We start from the raw sequence: 25,912 nt of genomic DNA on the forward strand, positions 1-25,912 counted from the left end.
CACGAAACACTTCCAGCTTCGGACGGAGATCGGCGCATGGCCATCCATCCTGTCGACCAGCGGCTCCCATTTGCCCGCCAGTCTGCTTTTGCTCTTCAGCACGTCCTCATCATGTACACCGGCTGCATCACGGTTCCGCTGGTTTTCGGTGCCGCCGTAGGGCTGGACCGCAGCACAGTCGCGATGCTGATCAGCGCGGACTTGCTCGTTGCAGGCATCATCACGATCATTCAGAGCCTGGGCGTCGGGAAGGTCGCCGGTGTCCGGCTGCCGATCGTCTGCGGGGCGACCTTCGCCGGGCTGACGCCGATGATTCTGATCGCCAAGGAGTACGGCCTGCAGGCGGTGTACGGGTCCATGCTGGTCGGTGGCGTAGTCGGCATTGCCTTGGCCGTGCCGTTCGCCAAGATCGTCCGATACTTCCCACCCCTGGTTACCGGCGTCGTCCTCACAGTCATCGGCATCTCGTTGATCGGTGTCGCAGGAGGACTGATCGTCGGAAACGACCCCACCTCCCCGTCGTTCGCCGACCCGAAGAATCTGGCGCTGGCTGCCGCAGTCGTTGTGATCGCGGTGGCGTTCATCTGCCTCGGTCGCGGGATGTGGACGCAACTCGGTGTACTGATGGCGCTTGTGATCGGCACCGTGATCGCCATCCCGATGGGCCTGATCGATCTGAGTGGCGTCGGCGGCTCGGCCTGGGTGGGCTTCCCGATGCCGTTCCACTTCGGCGCTCCGGAGTTTCCCGTCACCGCCGTGGTGGCGATGAGTATCGTCATGGCAGTCGTCTTCGCAGAATCGACGGCGAGCATGCTGGCGGTCAGCGAGATCACCGGAAAGCCTTTGAAGAAAGCAGATCTCGCACGAGGGCTGGTGGCCGACGGGATGTCGGGAGTTCTGGGCGGAATCTTCAATGCCTTTGTCGACACCGTTTTCTCGCAGAATGTCGGCGCTGTTGCCACGACCCGGGTGTACAGCCGGTACGTGACCGCTACCAGCGGTGCCATTCTGATCGTCCTCGGCCTCATCCCGCGAATGGGTGAAGTGGTTGCAGCCCTGCCTGATCCGGTGGTCGGCGGCGTCGGAATCATCTTGTTCTCCACTGTCGCCGTGGTCGGAATCAACACGCTGCGCAAGGTCGATCTCAGCGACCCGATCAACACCACGATCGCCGCTGTATCGGTGGGGATCGGTATTCTTCCGGAATTTGCGGAGGGGATGTTCGAGCGATTCCCCTCCTCGGCTCAGATCCTCCTCGGTAGCGGCATCACCTTGGCTGCGGCCTCGGCCTTTTCGCTCAATCTGCTGTTCAATCACACCCGACTCGGTGAACTCGCGAGGCGATCGCGAGAGAGCCTCCATGCCACTGCAAAATCTGAACCCGCCACCAGCTCTGCAGGAGACGCCAGTGTCACAGTCCCAGTCTGATCCCTTCGAAGTGCCCGTCGTCGACATCTCGCCTTACGTGCTCGGTGGTGCCGACCAGGACAAGGCGCGAGTGGCTGCCGAAGTCGACCATGCCTGTCGGACTGTAGGTTTCATGCAGATTCGAGGCCACGGTGTTCCGGCCGCTGTTTCTTCCGGCCTCGCCGAAGCGATGGACGACTTCTTCGGGCTGCCGATGGAGACGAAGTCGGGCTACCGAATCGAGGGCGCGAATCGTGGGTACAGCCCGCCCAAGAGCGAGTCGCTGAGCCTGAGCCTCGGCGTCGAATCCGCGACCAGAATGAACGACTTTTTCGAGGCCTTCAACGTCGGAACCGAAGCCCGATCATTCACCGAACTCGAACTGTCGGAGGACGATTACGGAATCAACCTGTGGCCCGCAGTGTCTGGTTTCACGGAGCGGGTGGAGAATTACTACGCCCATGGCGAGCGGGTGGCACGCACACTGACCACCATTTTCGAAGACGCGCTCGGGCTGACCCCAGGATTCTTCGAGTCGATCACCGACCACTCCATCGACGTACTGCGGATGAACAACTACGCGTTACCCGAAGGGACGGTGACGTTGGACGGTGAGTTGAAGGGGATGGGCGAACATACCGATTTCGGGCTGGTCACCGTGCTGTGGGCGGATCAGGTCGAAGGTTTGCAAGTACTCGGGAGCGACCGACGCTGGCACGATGTCTGGCCGCACGACGGCGCGCTACTGGTCAACCTCGGGGATCTCACCGCGCGACTGACCAACGACAGGTGGATGTCCACGCTGCACCGAGTTGCGCCTCCGGTGGTGAACGGCACCATCAAGCGCCGGCGATCGGCGGCCTTCTTCCATGACGGAAACGTCGACGCGGTGATTGCGACCTTGCCGAGTTTTCAGGACGACTCCGGCTTGGAGTACGAACCCATTACCGTTCGCGATCACATCAAGGCCAAATTGGCCGGGTCGAGGCAGGGGAAGTCCAACGCCGCCGCAGGTCGTGAGGCGGCTCGGGTACTTTCGGCTGCAGAGCTCGAGGTCAAGCAGTGAGTGCACGGAACATCGTCCTGATCCACGGAGCGTGGGCCGGCGGGTGGGTCTGGGATCGTGTGTGTGGCCCACTGAAATCGGCCGGCTTCAATCCCGTTGTGGTGGAGCTTCCCGGCTCGGGAAGTTGGAACCCAGACGACGTGATCGATCTCGATGTCGTTGCCGAACATGTTGTGGCAGTTGTCGAGTCCTTGGACGGACAGTGCGCCCTCGTCGGTCACTCCGGCGGTGGCATCGTGGCCTCACAGGTGGCTGAGTTGCTGCCTTCGCGGGTAACGGGTCTTGTGTACGTCGCAGGGATGATGCTTCCATCGCAGACGGACTTCGGGATGCTCTGCGTCGAACTCGGTCTGGAAAGTCCGGTCGGGATCTCACGTTGGTTGGTCCCCACCGCCGACGGGGATGCGACGGTGGTACCGCCCGAAGCCGGTGCCGCTGTGTTCTTCCACGAAGCGCCGGAGGCTGATGCGATCTTCGCCGCGCGCATGCTCGTTCCACAACTGGAGTCAGCCCGCCTGATGGCACCTGTCTGGACGGAAGAGCGATTCGGAACCGTGCCGAGGTTGTATGTCGAATGCACACTGGATCGAACCGTGCCGATCGAGGCTCAACGCGCCATGCAGAGACTTGTCCCCGGTGCCCAGGTGGTCAGCCTGGGCACCGACCATGCACCGCAGTTGTCGGCGCTCCCGGAGTTGATCGACGCGATCACCGATTTCGCCCGGCAGGTGTTCAGCCGAACTCGACCCCTTGAGCCAGCGGAAGCTGGTCCGAGTAATTGACGGTATTGGTGGCTCGGCGCATGTATGCCTTCCACGAATCCGAACCCGACTCGCGTCCGCCGCCAGTCTCCTTCTCCCCGCCGAATGCGCCGCCGATCTCCGCACCGGACGTTCCGATGTTCACGTTCGCGATGCCGCAATCGGAGCCGTCGGCGGCGAGGAAGCGCTCTGCTTCTCGCTGGTCGAGTGTGAAGATCGAGGACGAAAGTCCTTGAGGCACGCCGTTGTGCAGCGCAATGGCGTCGTCGAAATCGGTGTAGGTCAAGACATAGAGGATGGGTGCAAAAGTCTCCGCTCGTACCACCTCGGTCTGTGCTGGCATACGAACGAGAGCGGGCGTCACGTAGAACCCGGAATCGCCGACGCGGTCCCCGCCACACACCACAGTTCCGCCGTCCGCGCGTGCGGCCGAGAGCGATTTCTGCATCGTCTCGAACGCGGCTTCGTTGATCAGCGGCCCGACCAGAACACCGGAATCGAAGGGACTACCGACCTGGAGTTGCGCGTACGCGGACGCAACGCGGTCGACGACGTTGTCGGCGATCGACTCGTGAACGATGAGCCGGCGCAGTGAGGTGCAGCGCTGCCCGGCAGTTCCAGCGGCGGAGAAGACAATTCCGCGCACGGCAAGCTCGAGATCCGCCGACGGCGTGACGACTGCGGCGTTGTTTCCACCCAGCTCCAGGAGACTTCGTCCGAAGCGCTCGGCGACCCGCGGAGCCACGGCGCGGCCCATCCTCACGGAACCGGTGGCGCTGACCAAGGCCACGAGTGGGTTGTCCACGAGAGCCTCACCGACGTCACGTCCGCCGACGACCAACTGGTGAACGTCGATCGGTGCTTGACAGTCGGCGAGTGCGCGTCGGAGGAGGGCGTCACATGCCAGTGCAGTCAGCGGCGTGGTCTCCGAAGGCTTCCAGACGACGGCGTCGCCGCACACGAGAGCAATGGCGGTATTCCACGACCACACCGCGACGGGAAAGTTGAACGCGGAGATGACTCCGACAACGCCGAGAGGGTGCCACGTTTCCGTCAACCGGTGTCCGGGACGCTCGGACGGCATGGTGCGTCCGTAGAGCTGCCGGGAGAGACCGACGGCGAACTCGCAGATGTCGATCATCTCCTGTACCTCGCCGAGAGCCTCCGAGGTGACCTTCCCGGCCTCCAACGTCACGATTTCCGCGAGGTCATCCTTGTGCTCGGTCAGTAAGCTGCCCAGCCGGCGTACGACCGCGCCGCGCGCCGGAGCGGGAACGGTTCGCCAGGTGAGGAACGCACGATGAGCCGCCTCGACGGCGTCGTCGACCTCTCGGCCGGAGTGCTGCCGAACGGTACGCAGTTGCGTACCGGTGATGGGGGTTCGTGCGCTCAGGTCGCCGGCGGGCCACTCGACACCGCACGCGGCAAGGGCGCTTTCGGCGCGATCGGCGAGGCTCGAAGAATCAGGCAGGTTCACTGGGGAGTCCTCTGTTGTTGTGGGCGGGAGGCAGCACGGCACGTGACGCCTCTTGTTGTGCGCGGTACAGCTCGAACGGATCTTCGATGGTGCGGTCGATGGCGCCCTCCAATCGATCCTGCCCGTATTCGGCGCCGGGCGCATCGGAAACGAATCCGGTCACGGAATCGAGATTGGATGCGAAGATCCCGGCCGCGGAGGCAGGTAGGAAGTCCTCGTAGACGATCGGGTCGAGGACGACAACAGTTCCTTCGTTTCGGTACGTGAAGTACGCCAACCCCGCGGCATCGAGTTCGCTTTCGGAGTGCGGAAATTCGCTGTCCCAGTCGGCGTCCTCGGGCGTGGCGATCAGTCGGTCGTAGATCGCTCGCCCGCTGCGGGTCAACGCGATTCCGCGTGCCTCCACCTCGCCGAATCTGACGCGGACGGGCTCAGTGGTGACCGATCCGTCGTGCTGACGTAAGAGTCTGTCTTCGGCCAATGCACGAAACGACGTCTGCCGCAGAAGTAGTGGTGGTCCGCTCCATCTCGGCGGGCCTTGGATGCGGTCGATCATGGTGATACCGCGCTCGGTCATGCGGCGGTACAACTCGTCGATGTCGAGCACTCGCGGGGTGAGGTGATTGACGTGGGTCGAGCCCTGCCCCGCAATGTCTGCAGCGACAGGCGAGATTGCGGCGAGTTCGCGGTACCAGCCCGCGTCGATGGGATCGGTGCCGAGCCGAAACGCCGAGGTCGCTGCATCGACGAACTGTGTCGCCTCGGGCTCCGTCAGGCCGCCCTCGCGACTCGATTGACGTGCCCACTGCAGAAGTTCGGGAGAGAACAGGGTCCGGCGACGCAGAAACCCGGTGATCCGACGCTCGAGGTCGGTGTCGAAGAACCTGGAATCGGAACTGGTCAGCACCGAGGTGAAAACGCGGAACGGGTTCCGGGCGAGTTCGGCGGGATCGGTGGGGCGAAATGCCGTCGAGACAACGGGAATGGGGGAGTCTGTGAGCCGGAGGTCGTAATAGCCGACCGGAAACATACCGAATCCGCCGAAGACGGTGGCTACGTCACGTAGTTCGTCGAGAGTCCCCAGTCTGATGGCGCCGTGACGCTCGGCGCTGACTCTCGCCAGGCTGCCCAGGCGCTCCGCAGAATCCGGATGTTCGGCGGCAAAATCACGGTTCACCTGCATCGTTACATCTACCAAGGTGTTGTAAGCGGGGACCTCGTCGCCATACATCTTGGCGAGGGCCGCTGCGAACCGTGCACGTAGCTCCCAGGTTTCAACCATACGAATGTCCGATTGCGTTAGCCTGCGCAGGTGCGAGAAACAGAAACCAGTGACGTTGCCGGTGTTCCGGTCGACGAAACCGATCGACTTTTGATGCGTGAATTGGTCTTGGACGGCCGTGCCACTCTCGCGAGTCTTGCTGAGAAGGCTGGACTCTCGATCTCCGCAGTCCAATCGCGAGTGCGTCGTTTGGAATCTCGCAAGGTGATCCGTGGGTACTCCGCGAAGATCGATCCGGAGGCACTCGGTCACAATCTGTCCGCATTTGTCGCCATCACTCCTCTCGATCCCTCGCAGCCCGACGATGCGCCTGCCCGCTTGCGTCATCTGCCGGCGGTCGTCTCGTGTCACTCGGTAGCCGGGAGCGAAAGCTACGTCCTCCTGGTCCGGGTGGCGTCACCTCGGGCGTTGGAGCGATTGCTGCAGGAGATCCGTACGGCAGCCAACGTCTACACACGAAGCACCATCATCCTACAAACTTTTTACGACGAATGACGCTTATTCAATAACTTTTACGGTCCTCTATCGACACTCCCGGAAAATTGACATAGCCTTCGCGTATGAGTACTGCGATGCGAGACTTCGGTGACAGTGCGCTCTTTCCGGTCTACGACGTGTTGAAGGCCAGCATCCTCGTCGACGGATTCGATCTGATTCTCGACGTCGAAGGGTCGCGGGGTTCCTATCTCCGTGACCTGCGAGACGGAACCGAGTATCTGGACATGTTCGGTTTCTTCGGCTCTTCGGCCCTGGGTATGAATCACCCTGCGATCGCAGGCGACGAGGAGTTTCAACAGGAGTTGGCTGTCGTGGCCTCCAACAAGCCGAGTAACTCCGACATCTACACCGAACCCATGGCGCGCTTCGTTGCGGCTTTCGCTCGGGTACTGGGGGATTCGGCACTCCCACACTTGTTCTTCGTCGACGGCGGAGCCCTGGCGGTGGAAAATGCACTCAAGGTTGCCTTCGACTGGAAGAGTCGGTGGAACGAAAGCCGCGGGTTGTCAGCAGATCTGGGGACAAAGGTCCTGCACCTGACCGAGGCTTTTCACGGCCGCAGTGGTTACACGATGTCGCTCACCAACACCGAACCGGGCAAGGTCGCGCGATTCCCCAAGTTCGACTGGCCACGTATCGACTCGCCGTACCTGGCAGACGGCCGCGATGTCGAAGCTGCGGAGAGGCAAGCTCTCGATCAAGCGCGCCGAGATTTCGCCGACAACCCCGACGACATTGCCTGTTTCATCGCCGAGCCGATCCAGGGCGAGGGCGGCGACCATCACCTCAGGCCGGAATTTCTGCAGGCGATGCAGGAGTTGTGCCACGAAAACGACGCCCTCTTCATTCTCGACGAAGTACAGACCGGTTGCGGAATCACCGGAACTGCCTGGGCCTACCAACAATTGGGTCTGAGTCCGGATGTGGTGGCGTTCGGCAAGAAAACGCAGGTGTGCGGAATCATGGCCGGCGGGCGCGTGGATGAAGTGCATGACAACGTGTTTCACGTCAGTTCTCGGATCAATTCGACGTGGGGTGGCAACCTCACCGACATGGTTCGTGCCCGGCGGATACTCGAAGTCGTCGAGCAGGACCGACTGATCGACCGCGTGCGATTCACGGGTGCGCATCTCCTTGCCCGGTTGACCGAAGTCTGCGGGCGGTACGCGGCGGCAACCGAGCCGCGCGGTCGTGGCCTCATGTGCGCGATCACTCTGGAAGACAGTGACCTTCGCGATCGCGTCGTACAGCGACTGCGTGAAGACGAGCACGTGATGATACTGCCCACCGGGAAGAGGGGAATCAGATTCCGGCCCGCGCTGACGGTGACCACCAGTGAGCTGGACGACGCGGTCGACGCGGTCGAGCGCGTGCTCGCACGCGAGACCTAGGGCCTCTGTAGCTGTTCCCACACTCGATCCGGTGTCATCGGTGTGGAGTACATACGCACTCCACACGCGTTGGCAATCGCGTTTGCCAACGCCGGTGCTACCGGATTGAAGGGGGCCTCACTCATCGATTTCGCGCCGAAAGGCCCGAGCTTGTCGTACGTGTCGGCAAACAGTACTTCGGTGATCGGCAGATCCCCGATCTGGGGAACGTGATAATTGCGCAACTGCGGATTGATCACCCGACCTTCTTCGATGACGATCTCCTCCGACAGCGCAGCGCCGAGCGCTTGTCCCACACCGCCTTCCACCTGCCCTCGCAGTTGTGCCGGGTTCATGACGGTGCCGGCATCGGCGGCCTGAACCGACTGCAGGATCTTCACCCGGCCGGTGTTCGTGTCGACGGCAACGCGAAAACCGTGAACGTTGAACGAGACCGAGCGCGGTGTACCGTCGTGGCGACCGTCAGCGGCGAGCGGGCCACCTTCGAGTAGCGTCGCGAAATCGAGGCAACCGTGGGATGTTTCGACACCGTCCGGCGAAAGGTCGTCGATCTGCGCGCCGCGACCGCTCGATCGCACCGCACGGGTCAGTATCCGCTCGCGAAGGCGCTCGCAGGCGATCAGGAGCGCCTTTCCGGCGACCACCGTTCCCGTCGACCCGAACGCTCCGGTGTCGTATCCGCCGGCATCGGTGTCGGATTGAACAATCGTGATGCGATCGACTGTCGTCCGCAATTCGGTGGCCGCGATCTGTTGGTGAATCGTAGTGGTTCCGTTGCCGAACTCAGCGGTGCCGATGTTCACGACGTACCGACCGTCGGCCTCGAGCGCGACGGTGGTGTCGGAGAAGTGACCACGCGGCGGGATCGTCGCGATCATGGCAATTGCCATGCCCCGACCGATCCGCCAACGCGACCCAGTCGGTGCAGCCTCTCCGCGTCCGCTTGACAGTGCACTGTCGACGAGGTCGATGCACTGGTCCAGCCCGTAGCTGCCGAATTCGAGATCACCGTCCTCGACGTGCCAGTCGACAAAATCGTCTCCGGGAACGACGACGTTGCGCCGCCGAAACTCGAAGGGGTCCATGCCGAGACGATCCGCGAGCTGATCCATGGCCGACTCGACGGCGAAGATGATCTGGCCGAGCCCGTAACCACGAAAGGCCCCGGAGGGAACGTTGTTCGTGTAGACCGCTTCGGCGTCGACGCGTTTGGTCGCAGCGCGATAGACCGCCATGGATTCGGCGCACCCATGGAACATGACTCCGATCGAATGGTTCCCGTACGCCCCCGCGTCGGAAAGCACGTCGATAGCGAGCGCAGTGAGAGTTCCGTCGGCGTCGGCTCCCGCACGCACCGATACTCGCATCGGATGCCGTGACGGTGCGATGGTGAACTGATCGCTTCGGCTGAACTCGTAGGCTACGGGCTTGCCGGTCTTCAAGACGGCCAGTGCGACCAGATCCTCGGTGAGTAATTCCTGCTTCCCGCCGAAACCCCCGCCTACCCGTTTTGCGAACACCCGGATTCGGCTGCGATCGAGATCGAAGATGTGGGCCAATTCGTCCCGAACCAGAAACGGCACCTGTGTGCTGCTTCTGATGACGAGACGGCCCTCCTCGTCGAGCCACCCCACTGCGCCGTGAGTTTCCAAGGCCACGTGCTGGACTCGCGCAGTTTTCCACGTACCTTCGACGACTGCAGTCGCATCTGCGAGCGCACGGTCCAGATCGCCGACGCCATCGTGAAGCGCGGCAACCACGTTGCGGGGGGCCTCGGCGATCCGCGAGCTCTCGTCCTTGTCGCCGTGCAGGAGTGGAGCGCCGGGGGAACGCGCCAGATCTGGTTCGAATACCGCGTCGCGTACCTCATAGTCGACTTCGATCAGCGAGAGTGCACGTTCCGCCTGCGTCGGGGTTTCGGCGATGACCGCGGCTACGCGCTGGCCGCGGAAACGGAGGGTGCTGTCGAACACGCGCGTGTCGTCCGGATCGTCGTTGCGGTCCTCGTGCCGGGCGGTCGAGAACAGCACGTCCGGACTGTCATGAAAAGTGAGGACCGCGGTGACGCCCGGCGCCGCTTCGGCTGCTGCCGTGTCTATCCGGCTTATGTGTGCGTGTGCGTGCGGACTGCCGAGTACTGCGACGTGAAGCAGGTCGACCGGCTTCTCACCCGGGGAGAAGTCCATGGTGTACTGCTCGGTTCCCGTGACGATGCGCGCGGACGCCGGTGCTGCGATCGAACGCCCTTGTGCCCCGCCTATTTTGGCGGTCTCTGTATTGGATGTACCGGCGAGAGCGTCACGAATGGACCGATAACCGGTGCAGCGGCACAGGTTACCTTTCATCGAGCACGCGAGATCGGATTTTTGCTCGACCGACAACGCTGATGCGGTGACTACCATTCCGGCTGTACAGAAACCACATTGGAATCCGCCCGCGTCCACGAATGCCTGTTGAATGGGGTGAAGTTTCTCCGGGGTTCCGAGACCGGAGGCGGTGACGACGTCGCGGCCGTCGATGCGATGGGCGGGAAATATGCACGAATGGGTGGGGTGTCCGTCGACCAGCACCGAGCAGGCGCCGCAGTCTCCGGCATCGCACCCCTTCTTGACGGAGTTCGCTCCGTGCTCGCGGAGGAAGGTTCGCAGGCACTGTCCTGGGCGGGCCTGGTCGTCGCGCGGAACTCCGTCCACCGAGTACTTCATTCCAGTTCACCTCGGATTTCTTCGGCAAGAAGCTCGGTCATCGCCTTCCGCCACGGCGCAGTTCCATGGACATCGGTGAAGTAGGCGTCTTCCGGAATCCTGCTGCGCAACGCATCCGCAAGTGCTGTGGCGTCGGGGAGTTCGTCGAATTTCAGAGCGTACGGACGGCGGGTCGCGGCGGTGATCGCCAGCGTGAAACCGTCGGCGCCGCAGCGTCCGGCCACGGCTACGGCCGATCGCCCGAGTGACGTCTGAGCCAGCTTTCGCATCGCGGTACGTGCAGTCAATGCATGCACGGGAATCCGGATACTGCGGATGATTTCGCCGGACCTGAGTACGTTTCGAGAATCGTCGATAACGAAATCGACTACGGGGAAGGAGTATTCGGTACCGTCCGGACGCCAGATCGTCAGTTCGGCATCGAGAGCGGTACACAGAGTCGTCATCGCTCCGGCCGGGAAGGAGAGCGCGATGTTGCCGCCGACTGTCGCGTATCGCAACACCTTCCACGATGCGAGTAGTGCGTCAGCGCAGTGTTGGAACAGCGCTGCGGCGCGCCAGGATGCGGGAAGTTCGGCGCGGCACAGTTCCTCGATGGTGCAGGTGGCCGCGATCTCGAGACCGAGATCGCCGACCGCCACAGCTTCCCAGTCGAAGCCCGCAAGGTCGACAAGGGTGGTCAGGTGCGGCTGCGGTTCCGAGTACAGCCAGGTGCCGCCACCGATGAACCCGATGCCGGGTGAGGCACAGGGGAGTTCGGCGCGGGTCCGCGGCACCAGAACTTCGTCGACGCTGTGCAGGTCCATCGCGACCTCAAGCCTTTCCGAGTAGATCGCGGTGTGCGCGTGCGACATCCGAGGCCACGACGTCCTCGTCGATGGTGGTGACTCGTCCGTCGGCAACTACGATTCGTCCGTTGACGAGCAGTAACTTCAGCGGGGGAGTCGAGCCGAGTACGAGCGCCGCCACCGGATCGGTGATGCCGGCATGCGCGACGGTGTCGAGTTTCCACACCGCCAGGTCGGCAAGTTTTCCGACCTCGATCGATCCGATTTCGCCCTCGCGGCCCAGAACTCGTGCGCCGCCGATCGTTCCCAATTCCAAGGCTTTTCGCACCGTCATCGTCTGCGGTCCGCCCTTCGCGCGAGCAAACAGAAGTGCATGACGAGACTCCTCGATCAGGCTGCAAGCTTCATTGCTCGCCGCGCCGTCCACGCCGAGCCCCACGGTGACCCCGCCGTTCACCAGATCGGCGGCACGGGCGATACCGGCTCCCAGGCGTGCATTGGAGGTCGGGCAGTGCGCCGCCGCAGTTCCGGTTCGCGCCATCGTCTCGATACCGGCGTCGTCGAGATGGACTGCGTGGGCGTACCAGACGTCCGGGCCCACCCAGCCGACTCGTTCCATGTATTCGACCGGCGTGCAACCGAAATGCTCGTGGCAGAATCTCTCCTCGTCCAGTGTCTCGGCCAGATGCGTGTGCATACGCACGCCGTTTTCGCGGGCCAGCGTCGCGGACTCGCGGAGCAATGCCTCCGTCACCGAGAAGGGTGAGCAGGGAGCTACCGCGATCTGCAGCATCGATCCGGGATTCGGGTCGTGCCAACGGTCGATCACCGACTGCGTGCCGGTCAGGATGTCATCGAGTTTTTCCACGACGTGATCCGGTGGCAGGCCGCCGGAACTCTGGCCGAGATCCATCGACCCACGACACGGGTGGAATCGAAGGCCGACCTGCGCAGCCGCGGTGATCTCGGCCTCGAAAACGTCGCCGGCGTCGCGGGGAACGACGTAGTGGTGGTCGGTGGTGGTCGTACATCCGGTTTTCGCCAACCACGTGAGGCCGCCGGTGGCCGCCACGTGGACGGCGTCGGCGTCGATACCCGCCCAGACGGGGTACAGGGTGGTCAGCCACTCGAAAAGCGTCGAGTCCGCGGCCAGGCCTCGGGTGATCCATTGGTAGAGATGATGATGTGTGTTGACCAGACCCGGCGTGATCAGGCAACCACTCCCGTCGATCACTTGCGCACCCGGGTATTCGGGTGGCGTTCCGGCGCCGACGTCCACGATCTTGTTGCCCGAGATCACCACATAGCCGTCGGAGTACTCGGAGCGGTCGCCGTCCATCGTGACCACATGAGCGCCCGCCACGACGAGTGTTGCCCCGAGAGCTGATTCGGTCACGACAACCAACCGGCGTAGGTGGTCCACGACGGTCCCGCGTCTGGTGCGTCGGATCGGCTGACCGCAGCTTGGATCAGGCCGTACGGACGATCCGCAGCGTGGAACACCTCGTTGTCGTTCTCCACTCCGAAGCGGCCGAGTGCATATTCGAAATGATGCTTGTTGGGTGCGGACAGTCGAACCTCCGCGATGATCGGGAATTCCTCGAGGATTGCCTTGCCGATGTGGAAGAGCGTCTGCTGCAGGGCAAGTGAATGTACCTGTGCGAACTGCTTGACGATCTGTGCCTTGATGCCCGCGTAGACCGATTCCCAGTCGACGTCGGTGGTGACGAATCGCCACTGGGCGACCAACGTCGTCGCCATGACGCGGTCGTCGGTCGGCTCGAGAACGGTGTACGGATCTTCGAGAAAACCCGAGAACTCACTACCGGTCGATTTGAGGATCACGAGGTCCTTCAGGCCGCCGATCACCCATGTCCCGGTATCGGCGATGGTGATCGACGCCGTCCGAACTTCCTGACCCTTCCGAATCCAGGTGTAGTCGTGCTCGCTGCCGTCGACAATCGCACGCTCCCAGGCGTATTCCTCGATCTCGATCCGCGCGCCACTGACCGGTTCGATGTCGTCGACGAAATGACGGGCGAGTTCGAGTCCGTACGTCTCGATCGAGATCAGACCCTTTTCCTTGGCGTAGGAGTAGGCCGTTTGTTTCTGCGTGTCGGTCGGCAGAACCTTCGATTGATCACCGGTGAGGTACGCGTCGGCGAAATCTCCACGCAGGCAGGTGGAGACGTTGATGTCGTGAATTTCGTGACGGGGGGTGTCTCGATAGATTCGGACTACTCGATTTTCCGCTTTGCCGTACTGGTGACCCGATAGTTCGATCGATCCGCTCAACCGTTCGGTGTTCGTACTGCCGGTCGTGATGTTTTCGGTAGTCACGTGTTCAGCTCCCGCGATAGGTGGAATAAGCAAAGGGCGACAGCAACAGTGGGACGTGATAGCCCCGTGCCGTGTCGTCCACCCGGAAGGTCACTGTCACTTCCGGGTAGAAGTTTTCTTGTCCGTTGGTCTCGAAATACGTTCCGGTGTCGAAAGTCAGGGTGTAGTGACCGGCGGTCAGACCGCTGGGAGCAAGTTCGGGGATGCGGCCGTCGGAGTCGGTCTCCGCAGTGGTGACGGAGGCGCCGTCTCGATCACGAAGTTCGACGCGAATCCCCGCCGCGGGGTTGCCCGTCGTCGCGTCGAGAACGTGCGTGCTGAGGGTCTTGCTCATGCTGTGCCTCCGGCGAGTGCATCGATCAGACGGGCGAGTCTGATCCGATTGATGGCGGCCAATTCGGTTCGAAGCACGGAACGCTCGGTCGCCGGGTCGTTTCGGAGACGACCTCGAAGGATGTCGAGGAGCTCCGTTCCAGATTTCCCCGACGCGCAGACCAGGTAAACATGGCCGAATGTCTCTTCGTACTCGGCGTTCTTCCGTCGAAGTTCCGCGAGTACGTCTTCTGTCGCCGACGAGACTCCCGACTGTTCACGGGTAGAGGCCGCGCTCTCGCTTCGCTCACCGATTCGTGGGTGGCCGGAGAGAGCGTCGTCGATCTCGGACTCGGGAAGCTCGGCCAGCACCGCATCTGCTTTGTCGAACAGAGCTTCCAGATCGGCGAACGGGCGAGACGAGGCGATTTCCTGTGCCCACACGGCGGAATGGCAACACTCGAGCAGCGCCGCGACTGCCTGGTGGTCACCGAGCGCATCGAAGGCTCCGAGACCACTGGAATTCGTTGTAGGCATGTCCACAGGATTACTTGAGCATGTTACGGATCTGTAGCGCAGCAATTACGGGAGATGATGTGTCTCGATCTTATTTCTCCGGCTGCTCTTCCCCGATCACGGTTTCTCGGCGACCGATACATTCTCAGGTATGACCGATACTCCGAAGCTGTCTTCCGTCGTACCGTCCCTGGCGAACCTCCGAGACATCGGTGGCTCCGAATCGAGCTTCGGTGGCACCGTCCGCACCGGGAGCGTGTTTCGTTCCACCGATCTGGCATCGCTCAGTGCGGACGGCGCACAGACCCTCGCCGATCTGGGCATCGTCACGATCTACGATCTGCGCACCGAATCCGAACGCGAGACGGCACCGGATCTGACGCCGGACGGTATCCGAGAAATCGGCCTGGACGTATTGGCGGACAAGCAGTATCGCGCCATTCCGGCTCAGATGCAGCAGATGATCGCCGACCCGGCGTTTGCTGCCGAAGCATTGGGCAGCGGCCAGGCGCTCGAGTACTTTCAGGGAAGTTACCGCGATTTCGTGACCTTGCCGAGTGCGGTCGCGTCGTACCGGCAACTGTTCGTCGACTTGGCCCAGCCGCCCAGCTCGCCGGCACTCATTCACTGCACCACGGGCAAGGATCGGACGGGTTGGGCCGCCGCCGCGTTACTTCTGTTCCTGGGCGCTTCCGAGGACGCGGTCTTCGCGGACTACCTCGAAACCAACAAGATTTTGTTGCCGATGTTCGCGCCGCTCCTCGAGCGATTCGAGGCCAAGGGGATCGACCCGACCCTGCTCGAGGGTGTCCTCGGTGTCAGGCGCGAGTACCTGGAGGCGTCGATGGCAGAGCTCGCGCAGGTACACGGATCCATCGAGGCCTACTTCACCGACGGCTTGAAGATCGACGCGTCGACCCAGGACCAATTGCGAAGCAACCTGCTCAGCTGATCAGGACCTGCTCGGCTCGTCTCGGCGGGAAGTTCGTCGCCTCGTCACGAGGCTGACGATACCGATCCCGATGGCGATGCCGAGCAGGTCGGCGCTGCCGTCCCAGATCGAACCGGAACGCGAAATGGGCAGCGCTGCTTGAAGAACCTCGGACGTCGCGGCAAAGATCAACAACCACACAGCCGTGAGCCACACCGGGATCCGCGCGTGCAACGAGGTGATCGCCAATACCGCGAACATCAGCGTGTGAGTGATCTTGTCGGTGTTCTCCGGGCTCGAGGGCACGGTGGAACCCGGGGAGAAGAGCATGATCAGGGCAATGACCACGGCGATCGCCAACGGCCAGTATCGGTTGTTCTTCAATTCGTCTGCCCCTCGACGACGACGAGTCCGAGTGCACCTTCGGCGAATCTGGTGACGGCGTCGGCGGCCGTCGTGAGCGCCTCGGTGTGCCCGTCGCGGGCCCAGCCGGTGAGCAGGGCGGTGGAGTCGAGAGGCGTCAGAACGACCTCGGCGAGAAGCTCACCGGTGTTGGGTTGGCACACTGCCCAGGAGTAGACGCTGTTTTCGTGCCACTGAGCGCTTCGCTGACTCACGTAATCGGGGTCGGTGATACCACCATCGGCAAGGGCGGGGCGGTCGTCCACACGCTCGTCTGCGCGTAGTGCGCGTAGATACCAGCCGCCTGCGTTGATCTCGATCGGCTCCATCAGTCGGAGTCCCGCTCGCGGCGGCGCTTGGCTTTGCGTTCCCGGTCGGTACCGAACAGCAGTGCACCGGCCAGGGGAATCGCGAGGAACCACAACCAGGTGCCGGTGACGAAGAACAGGATCACCGCGAGAATCGGGACGACGGCCATGACGCGACCGGACCAGTCGGGGTTGAAGCCTCGCTCCGCCGGCGCGTCGGGAGGCGTCACCATCGACAGTGGAGCGGTGCCGGGGGCTTGGTAGTTGCCCGGAAGATCGGCGAACACCGGAACGAGTTCACTGCGAGTTGTTGCGGCACTGACGATTCCGCTTCTCTCGTCGAACTCGGTGACGGTGAGGCGGCCTGCGGCGAAGTGCTCGCTCAGGAGATCGAGTGCCTGCTCGCGTTCTGCAGTGCCGATGCGAATGTCGGGGACGTCAGCCATCGTTACAGCCTACTCAAACGACTGTGCGCCTTTCCGGTAGTGGGGACTACCGGAAAGGCGCACGGGGCCGGAGGCCCTACTTCAGTTCTGCGAGAACCGTTCCCTGCGTGATTGCTGCACCCGGCTCGACGGACAGTCCGGTGACGACACCGGCCTTGTGCGCGTTGACGGGGTTTTCCATCTTCATGGCTTCGAGAACGGCGATCAGATCGCCTTCTGCGACTTCCTGGCCTTCGGTCACTGCAACCTTGACGACGGTGCCCTGCATCGGAGCCGTGACAGCGTCACCCGATGCTGCACCTCCGCCGGCGCCGCCGCGCTTGCGCGCCTTCGGCTTCTTGCGGATCGCACCGGAGGCAGCGCCGCCGCCGTTGCCGAGCGAGAACTGGCCCGGGAGGGAAACCTCGACGCGACGTCCACCGACCTCGACGACGACGTTCTGACGCGGCAGAGCCTCGTCCTCGTCGTCTACGGGAGCACCGGCGCCTGCGTACGGCTCGATGGGGTTGACCCAGTCGGTTTCGATCCACTTGGTGTAGATGTCGAACTTCTCGCCGTCACCGATGAACGCCGGGTTCTCGACGATGTGGCGGTGGAACGGGAGAACGGTCGCGAGGCCGTCGATCTCGAACTCGGCCAGAGCGCGCGATGCCCGCTGGAGGGCTTCTTCGCGGGTGGCGCCGGTGACGATGAGCTTGGCGAGCATGGAGTCGAACTGTCCGCCGATGACGTCGCCGGCAACGACACCGGAATCGACGCGAACGCCGGGGCCCGTGGGCTCACGGTAGACGGAGACCGGGCCGGGGGCAGGCATGAAGCCGCGGCCGGCGTCTTCGCCGTTGATGCGGAACTCGAAGGAGTGTCCACGCGGGGTGGGATCTTCCTTGATGGAGAGTTCTTCGCCGTTGGCGATGAGGAACTGCTGACGCACGAGGTCGATGCCCGCGGTCTCTTCCGTGACGGGGTGCTCGACCTGCAGGCGGGTGTTGACCTCGAGGAAGGAGATGGTGTCGCCCTGAACCAGGTACTCGACCGTTCCGGCGCCGTAGTAGCCGGCTTCCTTGCAGATGGCCTTGGCGGATGCGTGGATGCGTGCGCGCTGGTCGTCCGTCAGGAAGGGAGCGGGAGCCTCTTCGACGAGCTTCTGGAAGCGACGCTGCAGCGAGCAGTCGCGGGTACCGGCGACGACGACGTTGCCGTGCTGGTCGGCGATGACCTGAGCCTCGACGTGGCGGGCCTTGTCCAGGTACTGCTCGACGAAGCACTCGCCGCGACCGAAGGCTGCGATGGCCTCACGGGTGGCCGACTCGAACAGCTCGGGGATTTCCTCGATGGTCTGGGCGACCTTCATGCCGCGTCCACCGCCACCGAAGGCAGCCTTGATCGCAACCGGGACGCCGTATTCCTTGGCGAATGCGACGACCTCGTCGGCGCCCTTGACGGGATCCTTGGTGCCTGCTGCCATCGGCGCCTTCGCGCGTTCTGCGATATGGCGTGCCGTGACCTTGTCGCCGAGGTCGCGGATGGACTGCGGTGACGGACCGATCCAGATGAGGTTCGCGTCGATGACGGCCTGGGCGAAGTCGGCGTTCTCGGAGAGGAAACCGTAGCCGGGGTGGATGGCGTCGGCGCCGGACTTCTTGGCTGCGTCGAGGATCTTGTCGAACACGAGGTAGGACTCGGCGGACGTCTGTCCACCGAGGGCAAATGCCTCGTCTGCGAGCTTCACGAACTGCGCGTCTGCATCGGGCTCGGCGTAAACGGCAACGCTGCCGTAGCCGGCATCCTTGGCCGCCCGGATGACCCGTACCGCGATTTCACCGCGGTTCGCGACAAGCACCTTCGTAATGTGCGCGCTGGCATGACTGGGCACTGAGCCTCCTGTGGTTCGCATAGTCTGTCTCCGCGGTGTATTCCTCTGGGATTTCACCATCGGGGGATTGGCATCACTTCGGAGTGTATGCATCGCTTCGGCGCTGGTTGTAACCGGATCGCTAAAGCCCACTCCGGCTTAGGAAACGGTTTCGAAAACTACCGATGAGTAGCTGTCGGAGGTGGCGGCGTCCGGTTCGGTGACGATTTCTTCGATGGTCCGGCGCAGTGCGGCCACGTAGGCGTGAACCGCGGCGTTCGCCGTCTCGTTGCCTGGGTACCTGACCGCGAGGTTGAGTCCCTGGGGTGTGCGGTTGATCCAGATGTAGACGTCGTGCGTATATGCCTTGCTTCGAAGTGCTCTGGCGTTCCATTCGGGCCACTGTGCGGCTTCGGGCACGAAGCGAACGTCCATGTAGGACACGACGAATCGCGGTCGGATCGGGGTTTCGAGGTGCTCACCGATCCGATCGAACGGGACAGCTGCGGCAGGCTTGACCGAAGCGATGGATTCGGCGGCGCGTGTCGCGAGGTCGCCGAACGAACAGTCCGATCCAACGGCGAACTCGACCGGGCACAGTCCGACGAACCAGCCGAGCGCACCCGCCCACTCCTGAGCGCTGCGGGTGTGAACCGGCGTCACGACCTCGAATCGATCGGATCCCGCGACTTCGCGACCTACAGCGGCAAGTCCGCCGAGAAGTCCGGCGAAGTACCCCACGCCGGTGGCTGCACACGTCGAACTGAAGGCCTTGGACTGGTCGGCGTCGAGCAGCCAGGTCGACAGGCCGTTCTGAGAATCGGTTCCACGGTCACCGATCGGTAGCGGGAACTGGGGTAGACCGTCCGTGCCGAGAGCCTTTCGCCAGATCTCGACCGCAGCCTTCTCGGCTTCCATGTCGGCCATCTGCTCGCGTTCGACGGCACCGAAATCGACGTAGCTGCCCACCGGAAACAGATTTGCAGCACTACCGGTCGAGGCCTCGCGGTACAGAGCTGCGATCTCGTGAGCGACCAGCACGATCGAGAACCCGTCGATGATCGAGTGGTCCGCCGCGAAGAACACGGTGAACGGACCGTCGCCACCGCGGGGCGTCAACGTCGCGAAGACGTACGACGGCCAACTGTGCGGGGACGCGTAATCGTCGAACAGGCGGTGAAGGTGGTCGAAGTTGTCCTGGCTGGACGCGTCGTAGCCGTGGCTGACGACCCCGATGTCGATTCCGCCGAGCGGGACCGTGTGCCGGGTGATCTCGCCGCTCGAGGGTTCGAGGACGGTATGCGAGCGCAGAACTTCGTGACGGTCGATCCACCGGCCGAGAGCGACTCGGAACGCATCGACGTCGAGCGGGCCGGAAATCTCGAAAGCTGTTCCCAGCCAAGACTTGTCGCCTGCGCCTGCAGCGGAACGGTTGAGATGTGCCTCGTGAATGTAGGAGACGGGCCGCGGATCCGGAACCCAGGGCCCGGTTGCGCACGGCAACCATTCGACGAGTGCGCCGGCCGGAATCGCATAGTCGGCCAGTTCGGTGAACTCCATGTTTTCAGCCCCGCAAGTGCCGCTTGATGCGCGCGAGCATGGCCGACATTCCGCGCAGACGGAGCGGGCTCACGGCTTCTGCGAGACCGAGCGCCGAATAGAAGTCGTCGGGTACACCGAGGATCTCGTCGGCGCTGTGGCCGTCGAGCCCCTGCGCGAGGATCGATGCGAAACCACGCGTCGTGGGAGCCTCGGGGGGAGCGCTGAAGTACAGACGGACGTTGTCGCGATCCGAATCGTCGACCGAGAGGAAGAGCGGCGACTGACATTCGGGGACCGGCTCCATCGCGCTCTGCTCGAGCTCCGCCGGCAACGGCGGCAGCTCTCGGCTGAACTCGAGAAGAAGGGTGAGCTTGTCCGAGGCGCCGACGGCCGCGAAGTCGTCGACGATCTCGGCCAGAGCCGAAGGAAGAGCGCTCATGACGCCGATACAGAGGACGGAACGGCGCCGGGCTCTTCGCCCTGGACGATCGGGACGCGCACGGCATTGCCCCACTCGGTCCACGAACCGTCGTAGTTACGAACGTTCGGGTAGCCGAGAAGATGAGTCAACACGAACCAGGTGTGACTGGAACGCTCACCGATGCGGCAGTACGCGACGATGTTGTCGTCGGCCGACAGGTCGCCGTAGATCTCGCCGAGTTCGGTACGGGTGCGGAAGCGGCTGTCCGGTGCCGCTGCCTTCGCCCACGGGATGCTGAGCGCGCTGGGAATGTGTCCACCACGCAACGCACCCTCTTCGGGGTAGTCGGGCATGTGGGTGCGCTCGCCGGTGTACTCCTGCGGAGATCGCACGTCGATGAGCGGCCCGTCGCCCAAGTGCGCGAGAACGTCGTCCTTGAATGCGCGGATGGGAGCGTCGTTGCGCTCGACGACCGGGTAATCGGTCGACGTGATGTCGGGAACGTCGAAAGCGGTGTCGCGGTTCTCGGCGATCCACGCATCGCGGCCACCGTCGAGAAGACGGACGTCCTCGTGGCCGAAAAGAGTGAAGACCCACAGTGCGTAGGCCGCCCACCAGTTGCTCTTGTCGCCGTAGATGACCACGGTGTCGTCGCGGCCGATGCCCTTGCGGTTCATCAACTCTGCGAACTTCGCACCGTCGATGTAGTCGCGGGTGACCGGATCGTTGAGGTCGAGATGCCAGTCGATCTTCACGGCTCCGGGGATGTGGCCGACGTCGTACAACAACACGTCTTCGTCGGATTCGACAACCTTGAGGCCCGGCGCACCGAGATTCGCCGAGAGCCATTCCGTCGAGACCAACCGGTCGGGATGCGCGAACTCGGCAAACGCGGTTGAGGGATCGGGGGCAACGGGCACGGGCGTACTCCTGAAGACGAATCGTTCGGTTCGAACACGGACTTGATCGATTCTATGCGCTGTGCGCAAGGTGAGACGCCCGGAAGCAGGTTCTGCCTGCTCGTGCCCGTTGCCGACCCTAAATCCTCGGTGTTCCTGCTCCGACGCTCGAATCTCTCAATTGTTCGGTGACACTTCCGATCGGCGTCACGCCCCGGGCGCAGACTTCTCTCAGAATCCGGTCGAGTTCGGTGAGGAAATTCACCATGGTGTCGTTTGCCGTCTCGGTATCGGGAAAGCGTGAACGCAGCGAGAGACCACGGTTCGTTCGCGAAATCCAGAACTGGGCATCGTCGGCGACCGTCACATTGCTGATGTGATGGGCGTTGAGGAGATCATGATCGTCTGTGCCGGGTAGTTTGCGGTAATCGATGTACGACACCATGAAGACGTCGGTGCGCGTGCGTCGAATCTTGTCGCCCAAAGCATCTCGAACCTGGGCCATGGTGACGCCCTCGAGCGTCAACGCAACTCGGAACGACGCGTGCGTATGTGCAAGGGATGCACCGAAATCCGCGTCGGGAGTGATCTGGACCGTGATCGGCGCGCTGGTGGTGAGCCAGCCGATCGCGTCGGCCCAACGCGGATCTTTGCGAATGTGAAGCGGAAATTGCAGCGGAAGCGTCGACTGCCCGGTGTACGAGTGGACGGAAAGTCCCATCGCAGTGAGGATTCCGGTGAACACGCTACCGCCGGCGGATAGGCAGATCTCGTCGAACGTCGCAGTCAATTCCTCGTCGAGCAGCACGCGCACATCGGCGCCCTGCGGCGCGGGCTTTCCGCCCTCGACGCCGAGATCCAAGGGGAAACTCGGTGATGTGCCGCCGCAGATCTCGTAGAACCTTGCCCACTCTCGGATTCGAGGGTCGTTGTCGACGGGAAGCAGAGCGTCTGCCTCCAGTTCGCAGTACCGCACGAAACTTCCCGGGTCACCCAGTCGGCTCATCACTGCGTCGACGGCCTCGTGGTCGGTCAGGTCGGGTAGGGCGATCAGTCCCTCGTAGATCTGTCGCAGTTCCCCGAGAGCGATGACCAACGAGTAGCCGTCGACGAGTGTGTGATCGAACGCGCTCAGGACCGTGTAATGCTCTTCGCGTTCGACCGTGGCAAACGTGTATGCAGGGAAGGTCAGTGGATCGCATACCGTCGTGAATCGCTTCTTGAGATGCGCTCGGAGGTCTTCGGTCGAATCGAATTTCAGAGGTTCCGAAGTCTCGATGTGTGTGCCGTCTGGATCGAGTCCCATTCGGGTGGTGGTGAACTCGCCCACCTCGAATCCTGTGTGCAGAGTGTCATGGCGACTGATGAACAGGCGCAGCGCGAGATCGAGTGCAGGCCGATTCAGTTCTCCGGGAAGGTCGAATGCGGCTGCCATCCACACACTCCGGCCCATGCCGTGTGTTCGCGCAGTCTCGAGGTGAAAATGCTGGTTGTACGACGGTGGTACTTCCGACTCGGTGACGGCGCCGTCCGCGGGCTGAAGCGACCATTCGGTGACGATTCCGGGGTCGAGTCCGTATCGATCGATCGAGGTGACATGCATCAGGCCACTCCCTCTGGTGCCACGAACGAGTAGTCGCCTTGAGCTGCAACAGTTTTGATGATCTTCGAGACATGCTCGGCGAAGCGGGTGGCCGATTCGTGGGCAATGGGGGTGTCGGGGTGAGACACGGCGATCCAGGTTCCGGTGTGCATCCGGTTGATCCACATCGACGCGATTTGAGTCTCTTTGCCGCCGACGATTCCCGTTGCCTTCGTCTCGGCGTAACTGTATGGATCCGGCATGCGTCGGCCGTCGATGTACGAGACGATCGGCGGCGGGGTGAGCGTCTTCGACAGTCCGCCGGGTGCGGAATCCGACTCGGCCAAGCTCGACAGAACCAGATCGATGACCTGCTGCACAGAGACATCGAGGAGTGCCTTGCCGTCGTGGTACCCCTGCTGCCCGAGCTTTGCCAACTCGGTGAAGCGTCGCTTGTCGTCGACGTCGATGCCGACCGGGATCAGGTTGATGTACCAGCCCTGCGCAAACGAGTCGGCCTCGGTTCGTGTGCTGACCGGCGAGAGGGCGATGTACTTGTCGCGTCCGGCGAGTTCGAATTCCGCAATCGCGAGCGCGGTGAACATTCCGCCGATGAAGTTGGCGCCGTTGGCTTTACAAACCGCACCGAACTTCTCGCACTCGATGTCGTCGGCCAGGTCGAAGCGTGAACCGATAGCCGGTTTGGGCGCGTCTTCGGCCCCGAGCGGGAGCGGAAATCCGGGGAACGAGCCGCCGCTGCGCATGAGGTAACCGAGCCACTGGTGCACTTCGGGTGACTGCATCGTCAGTTCGGTTGTTCGCTCGCGTTCGACGCGACCGAACTGTGCGTAACTTCCGGCCGGCCCGAGCTCGGGATGCGATCCGGTCGTTTCCGCGGCGTAGAGCTGACGCAATTCTGCGTACATCAGCACCATCGAGTTCATGTCCGAATGGGCGTGGTCGACTGCATGGAACAGGGTGAAGCTCGGATCGGCTTCGAGGTCGGCATGGTGGTGCTCGACGGCACCGAACACGAAGGCCGGCCACTGCAGCGCGCTGGTTTCGGTGGCGAACTTGGTCGCGACGAGCGCGCGGATCGCCTCGGATTCGGAGACGTCGTCGCCGACGCGGTACTCGAGTTCGATGCTTTCGACCGGCACCACGTGTCGACGGACCTCGAACGAGGTGTCCGCAGCGTCGGTGGTTGCTTCGTCGAACGAGAACCAGCTGTGCAGCGTGTCGTGGCGACGGATGTAGCGCTGAAGTGCTCGCGTCATGGCGTCGCGGTCCAGTGTTCCTGCGAAATCGAAGGCGATACCGATCCACGGAGACTGCGGATCGCCCTTCTCTGCGGTGACGCGGGCGCGTCGCAGGTGGCGATCCTGCATCGTGGTCGGGGGTAGTTCTCGGTCGATCTCGGCTTCGGCGGCTCGTTGAGCGGAAGCATGCGTGACGCCCCATTCGATTACCCGCCCAGGAAGCGGGTGCCAATGGGTGATCAAGTTCAGATCCATCGAGTAGAACTCCTGCGTGTGTCGTCGAGAAGCCTGCTCTGAAAATGGGCAGACGACGAACTATCCCATCTGGGGGACTGAATTGTCCGAAATACTACAATCTAAACAAGAACAGGTTCTAGAAGCGTTGTGTTCGATTAGGATCATTCGGTGCTTCCGGACCCTTTAGGTGACGCTGTCGGCGCCGACCACAAGGGCGGGCGGCGAGCTGGTTCTCTGACGCCCTGGCTCGGGTTGGCGACGAGTCTGGCGGCGGCATTCATGCAATTGCTCGACGCGACCATCGTCAACGTCGCGCTTCCGAGTATCGCCGTCGATCTTCAAGCAGGCGTATCGGCGCAGTTGCTCATGGTCAGCGTGTACATCCTGGCTTTCGCGTGTTCGTTGATCACTGCAGCGCGGCTGGGGGACCTGTTCGGCCGTAGAGTTGTTTTTCTGACCGCCCTGTCCGTATTCGTGGTTGCCTCGTTGCTGTGCGGGCTCGCGCAGAGCGCGACGATGTTGATCGTCTTCCGGGGTCTGCAAGGATTGGCGGCCGGTTCGATGTCCGCCCAGACGTTCGCCATCATCTCGGGTCTGTTTCCGAAGGCCAGGCATCCGCGAGTCTTCGGGATCTACGGTGCGACCATCGGGCTCGCAACGGTCAGTGGGCCTCTGATCGGCGGGCTGCTGATCGAGTGGAATCTGTTCGACTGGGGCTGGCGCCTGATCTTCTTCGTCAACATCCCGATCGGCATCGCCGCCTTGATTCTCGGATATTTCCATCTCGTCGATGCTCGCGCTGAGCATGTGCGCTCACTGGACCTCATCGGCGCCGCACTGTCATCACTGGCGCTGTTCCTGCTGATCCTTCCCCTGGCCGAGGGAAGGGCGCGCGGATGGCCCACAGGTCTTGTCGTAATGCTCGCGATGTCGGTGCCGGTGGCATTGGCGTTTGTGCTCTACGAATCGCGTTTGGCGAAACGAGGCGGCGATCCGGTCCTTCGTCTCGAGCTTTTCCGCGACCGAGCCTTCACAATCGGCGCGGTTCTTGCGTTCGTTTTCTTCGGCACCCTGACTTCCTTGATCTTCACCATCAGTCTCACCCTTCAGTTCGGCTTCGGGTTCTCCGCATTGCGAGCGGGCGTCATGACGCTGCCGTGGGCCGTCGGAATGGGCGTGGCGGCGGTTCTCTCATCGGCGGTGTACCGGATGCTCGGAAACCGTGTTCTGATCCTGGGGATGGTCGTCTTTGCCGGCTCGCTGATCGCGCTGTCGATCATCCTCGAACGCGAAGGAACCGATCCACGCTGGCTCGCGCTCGCCGGTCCGCTGCTTCTCGGTGGCGCAGGTCTCGGACTGTTCGTGGCACCACTGCAAACCGCGATCCTTGCGACGGTCGAACCCGCGCACGCGGGTTCGGTGTCGGGACTGCTTCCTACCGTTCAGCAGGTTGGCAGCTCCATCGGACTGGCCTTGGATGCTCTCCTGAG

Annotated in this window: 23 protein-coding genes and 1 pseudogene; 7 read left to right on the forward strand and 17 right to left on the reverse strand. The window is 62.8% G+C overall.

Features of this window, described 5'->3' with window-relative positions:
• The first annotated feature begins 36 nt into the window (after window positions 1-36).
• From YH3_RS12290 to YH3_RS12300, 3 genes are read left to right on the forward strand one after another with little or no spacing between them, the layout of a single operon-like run.
• The gene (locus YH3_RS12290; RefSeq protein WP_064443413.1) at window positions 37-1,428 is read left to right on the forward strand and encodes a uracil-xanthine permease family protein; all 1,392 of its coding nucleotides are present in this window, start codon (window positions 37-39) and stop codon (window positions 1,426-1,428) included.
• Window positions 1,409-2,473, forward strand: coding sequence for an isopenicillin N synthase family oxygenase (locus YH3_RS12295; protein ID WP_042449601.1), 1,065 nt, complete (start codon window positions 1,409-1,411; stop codon window positions 2,471-2,473). Before YH3_RS12290 ends, YH3_RS12295 begins: the two co-directional genes overlap by 20 nt.
• Window positions 2,470-3,255, forward strand: a complete 786-nt coding sequence (locus YH3_RS12300) for an alpha/beta fold hydrolase (protein WP_064443414.1) — start codon at window positions 2,470-2,472, stop codon at window positions 3,253-3,255. Before YH3_RS12295 ends, YH3_RS12300 begins: the two co-directional genes overlap by 4 nt.
• Here YH3_RS12300 and YH3_RS12305 read toward each other — a convergent pair.
• Both YH3_RS12305 and YH3_RS12310 read right to left on the reverse strand, forming a co-directional pair.
• Window positions 3,206-4,711 carry an aldehyde dehydrogenase family protein gene (locus YH3_RS12305; protein ID WP_003940993.1) on the reverse strand — a complete coding sequence of 502 codons (1,506 nt, stop codon included), beginning with the start codon at window positions 4,709-4,711 and terminating at the stop codon, window positions 3,206-3,208. The two genes, YH3_RS12300 and YH3_RS12305, sit on opposite strands and share 50 nt — an antisense overlap.
• Window positions 4,698-5,993, reverse strand: coding sequence for a VOC family protein (locus YH3_RS12310; protein WP_064443415.1), 1,296 nt, complete (start codon window positions 5,991-5,993; stop codon window positions 4,698-4,700). Before YH3_RS12310 ends, YH3_RS12305 begins: the two co-directional genes overlap by 14 nt.
• 30 nt (window positions 5,994-6,023) lie before the next feature.
• Here YH3_RS12310 and YH3_RS12315 point away from each other — a divergent pair, with 30 nt between their 5' ends.
• The gene (locus YH3_RS12315; protein ID WP_064443416.1) at window positions 6,024-6,488 is read left to right on the forward strand and encodes an Lrp/AsnC family transcriptional regulator; all 465 of its coding nucleotides are present in this window, start codon (window positions 6,024-6,026) and stop codon (window positions 6,486-6,488) included.
• A 65-nt stretch (window positions 6,489-6,553) separates the two neighbouring features.
• Window positions 6,554-7,882, forward strand: coding sequence for an L-lysine 6-transaminase (lat, locus tag YH3_RS12320; RefSeq protein WP_064443417.1), 1,329 nt, complete (start codon window positions 6,554-6,556; stop codon window positions 7,880-7,882).
• Here lat and YH3_RS12325 read toward each other — a convergent pair.
• From YH3_RS12325 to uraD, 6 genes are read right to left on the reverse strand one after another with little or no spacing between them, the layout of a single operon-like run.
• Entirely contained in the window at window positions 7,879-10,587 is a 2,709-nt protein-coding gene (locus tag YH3_RS12325; RefSeq protein WP_064074933.1) for a molybdopterin cofactor-binding domain-containing protein, read from the reverse strand. The two genes, lat and YH3_RS12325, sit on opposite strands and share 4 nt — an antisense overlap.
• A complete protein-coding gene (locus tag YH3_RS12330) occupies window positions 10,584-11,393 on the reverse strand; it encodes an FAD binding domain-containing protein (RefSeq protein ID WP_030535037.1) in 810 nt (269 codons plus the stop codon). The genes YH3_RS12325 and YH3_RS12330 overlap by 4 nt, the downstream gene beginning before the upstream one ends.
• 7 nt (window positions 11,394-11,400) lie before the next feature.
• Window positions 11,401-12,714: an 8-oxoguanine deaminase gene (locus tag YH3_RS12335; protein WP_238592590.1), complete on the reverse strand. Its 1,314-nt coding sequence runs from the start codon at window positions 12,712-12,714 to the stop codon at window positions 11,401-11,403.
• A 53-nt stretch (window positions 12,715-12,767) separates the two neighbouring features.
• On the reverse strand, window positions 12,768-13,670 hold the full coding sequence (gene pucL, locus YH3_RS12340) for a factor-independent urate hydroxylase (protein WP_030535035.1): 903 nt from the start codon (window positions 13,668-13,670) through the stop codon (window positions 12,768-12,770).
• A gap of 49 nt (window positions 13,671-13,719) precedes the next feature.
• Window positions 13,720-14,049: a hydroxyisourate hydrolase gene (gene uraH, locus YH3_RS12345; RefSeq protein WP_003940720.1), complete on the reverse strand. Its 330-nt coding sequence runs from the start codon at window positions 14,047-14,049 to the stop codon at window positions 13,720-13,722.
• Window positions 14,046-14,564, reverse strand: a complete 519-nt coding sequence (uraD, locus tag YH3_RS12350) for a 2-oxo-4-hydroxy-4-carboxy-5-ureidoimidazoline decarboxylase (RefSeq protein ID WP_030535033.1) — start codon at window positions 14,562-14,564, stop codon at window positions 14,046-14,048. The genes uraH and uraD overlap by 4 nt, the downstream gene beginning before the upstream one ends.
• 130 nt (window positions 14,565-14,694) lie before the next feature.
• Between uraD and YH3_RS12355 the strand changes: the two genes are divergently transcribed.
• Window positions 14,695-15,495: a tyrosine-protein phosphatase gene (locus YH3_RS12355; RefSeq protein WP_042449593.1), complete on the forward strand. Its 801-nt coding sequence runs from the start codon at window positions 14,695-14,697 to the stop codon at window positions 15,493-15,495.
• On the opposite strand, the gene YH3_RS12360 is transcribed toward YH3_RS12355, so the two are convergent.
• The 9 genes from YH3_RS12360 to YH3_RS12400 form a co-directional block, all read right to left on the reverse strand.
• The gene (locus YH3_RS12360; protein WP_042922147.1) at window positions 15,496-15,858 is read right to left on the reverse strand and encodes a VanZ family protein; all 363 of its coding nucleotides are present in this window, start codon (window positions 15,856-15,858) and stop codon (window positions 15,496-15,498) included.
• The gene (locus YH3_RS12365; RefSeq protein ID WP_003940792.1) at window positions 15,855-16,205 is read right to left on the reverse strand and encodes a hypothetical protein; all 351 of its coding nucleotides are present in this window, start codon (window positions 16,203-16,205) and stop codon (window positions 15,855-15,857) included. Before YH3_RS12365 ends, YH3_RS12360 begins: the two co-directional genes overlap by 4 nt.
• On the reverse strand, window positions 16,205-16,630 hold the full coding sequence (locus YH3_RS12370; RefSeq protein ID WP_003940708.1) for a DUF1707 domain-containing protein: 426 nt from the start codon (window positions 16,628-16,630) through the stop codon (window positions 16,205-16,207). Before YH3_RS12370 ends, YH3_RS12365 begins: the two co-directional genes overlap by 1 nt.
• A 76-nt stretch (window positions 16,631-16,706) precedes the next feature.
• On the reverse strand, window positions 16,707-18,503 hold the full coding sequence (locus YH3_RS12375) for an acetyl/propionyl/methylcrotonyl-CoA carboxylase subunit alpha (protein WP_030535031.1): 1,797 nt from the start codon (window positions 18,501-18,503) through the stop codon (window positions 16,707-16,709).
• A 138-nt stretch (window positions 18,504-18,641) separates the two neighbouring features.
• Complete coding sequence (locus tag YH3_RS12380) at window positions 18,642-20,042, reverse strand: condensation domain-containing protein (RefSeq protein ID WP_003940858.1); 1,401 nt, start codon at window positions 20,040-20,042, stop codon at window positions 18,642-18,644.
• Window positions 20,043-20,046: 4 nt separating this feature from the next.
• Window positions 20,047-20,463, reverse strand: a complete 417-nt coding sequence (locus tag YH3_RS12385; RefSeq protein ID WP_003940804.1) for a SufE family protein — start codon at window positions 20,461-20,463, stop codon at window positions 20,047-20,049.
• Complete coding sequence (locus YH3_RS12390; RefSeq protein ID WP_003940962.1) at window positions 20,460-21,365, reverse strand: sulfurtransferase; 906 nt, start codon at window positions 21,363-21,365, stop codon at window positions 20,460-20,462. The genes YH3_RS12385 and YH3_RS12390 overlap by 4 nt, the downstream gene beginning before the upstream one ends.
• 118 nt (window positions 21,366-21,483) lie before the next feature.
• On the reverse strand, window positions 21,484-22,947 hold the full coding sequence (locus YH3_RS12395) for a condensation domain-containing protein (protein WP_050654892.1): 1,464 nt from the start codon (window positions 22,945-22,947) through the stop codon (window positions 21,484-21,486).
• Window positions 22,947-24,440, reverse strand: coding sequence for a condensation domain-containing protein (locus tag YH3_RS12400; RefSeq protein WP_042449584.1), 1,494 nt, complete (start codon window positions 24,438-24,440; stop codon window positions 22,947-22,949). Before YH3_RS12400 ends, YH3_RS12395 begins: the two co-directional genes overlap by 1 nt.
• A 150-nt stretch (window positions 24,441-24,590) precedes the next feature.
• Between YH3_RS12400 and YH3_RS12405 the strand changes: the two are divergent.
• Window positions 24,591-25,898 (forward strand): annotated as a pseudogene (locus tag YH3_RS12405) (MFS transporter); the annotation flags it as partial.
• Window positions 25,899-25,912: the final 14 nt, after the last annotated feature.

It is taken from the genome of Rhodococcus sp. YH3-3, from assembly GCF_001653035.1.
Classification (GTDB): Bacteria; Actinomycetota; Actinomycetes; order Mycobacteriales; family Mycobacteriaceae; genus Rhodococcus_F; species Rhodococcus_F qingshengii.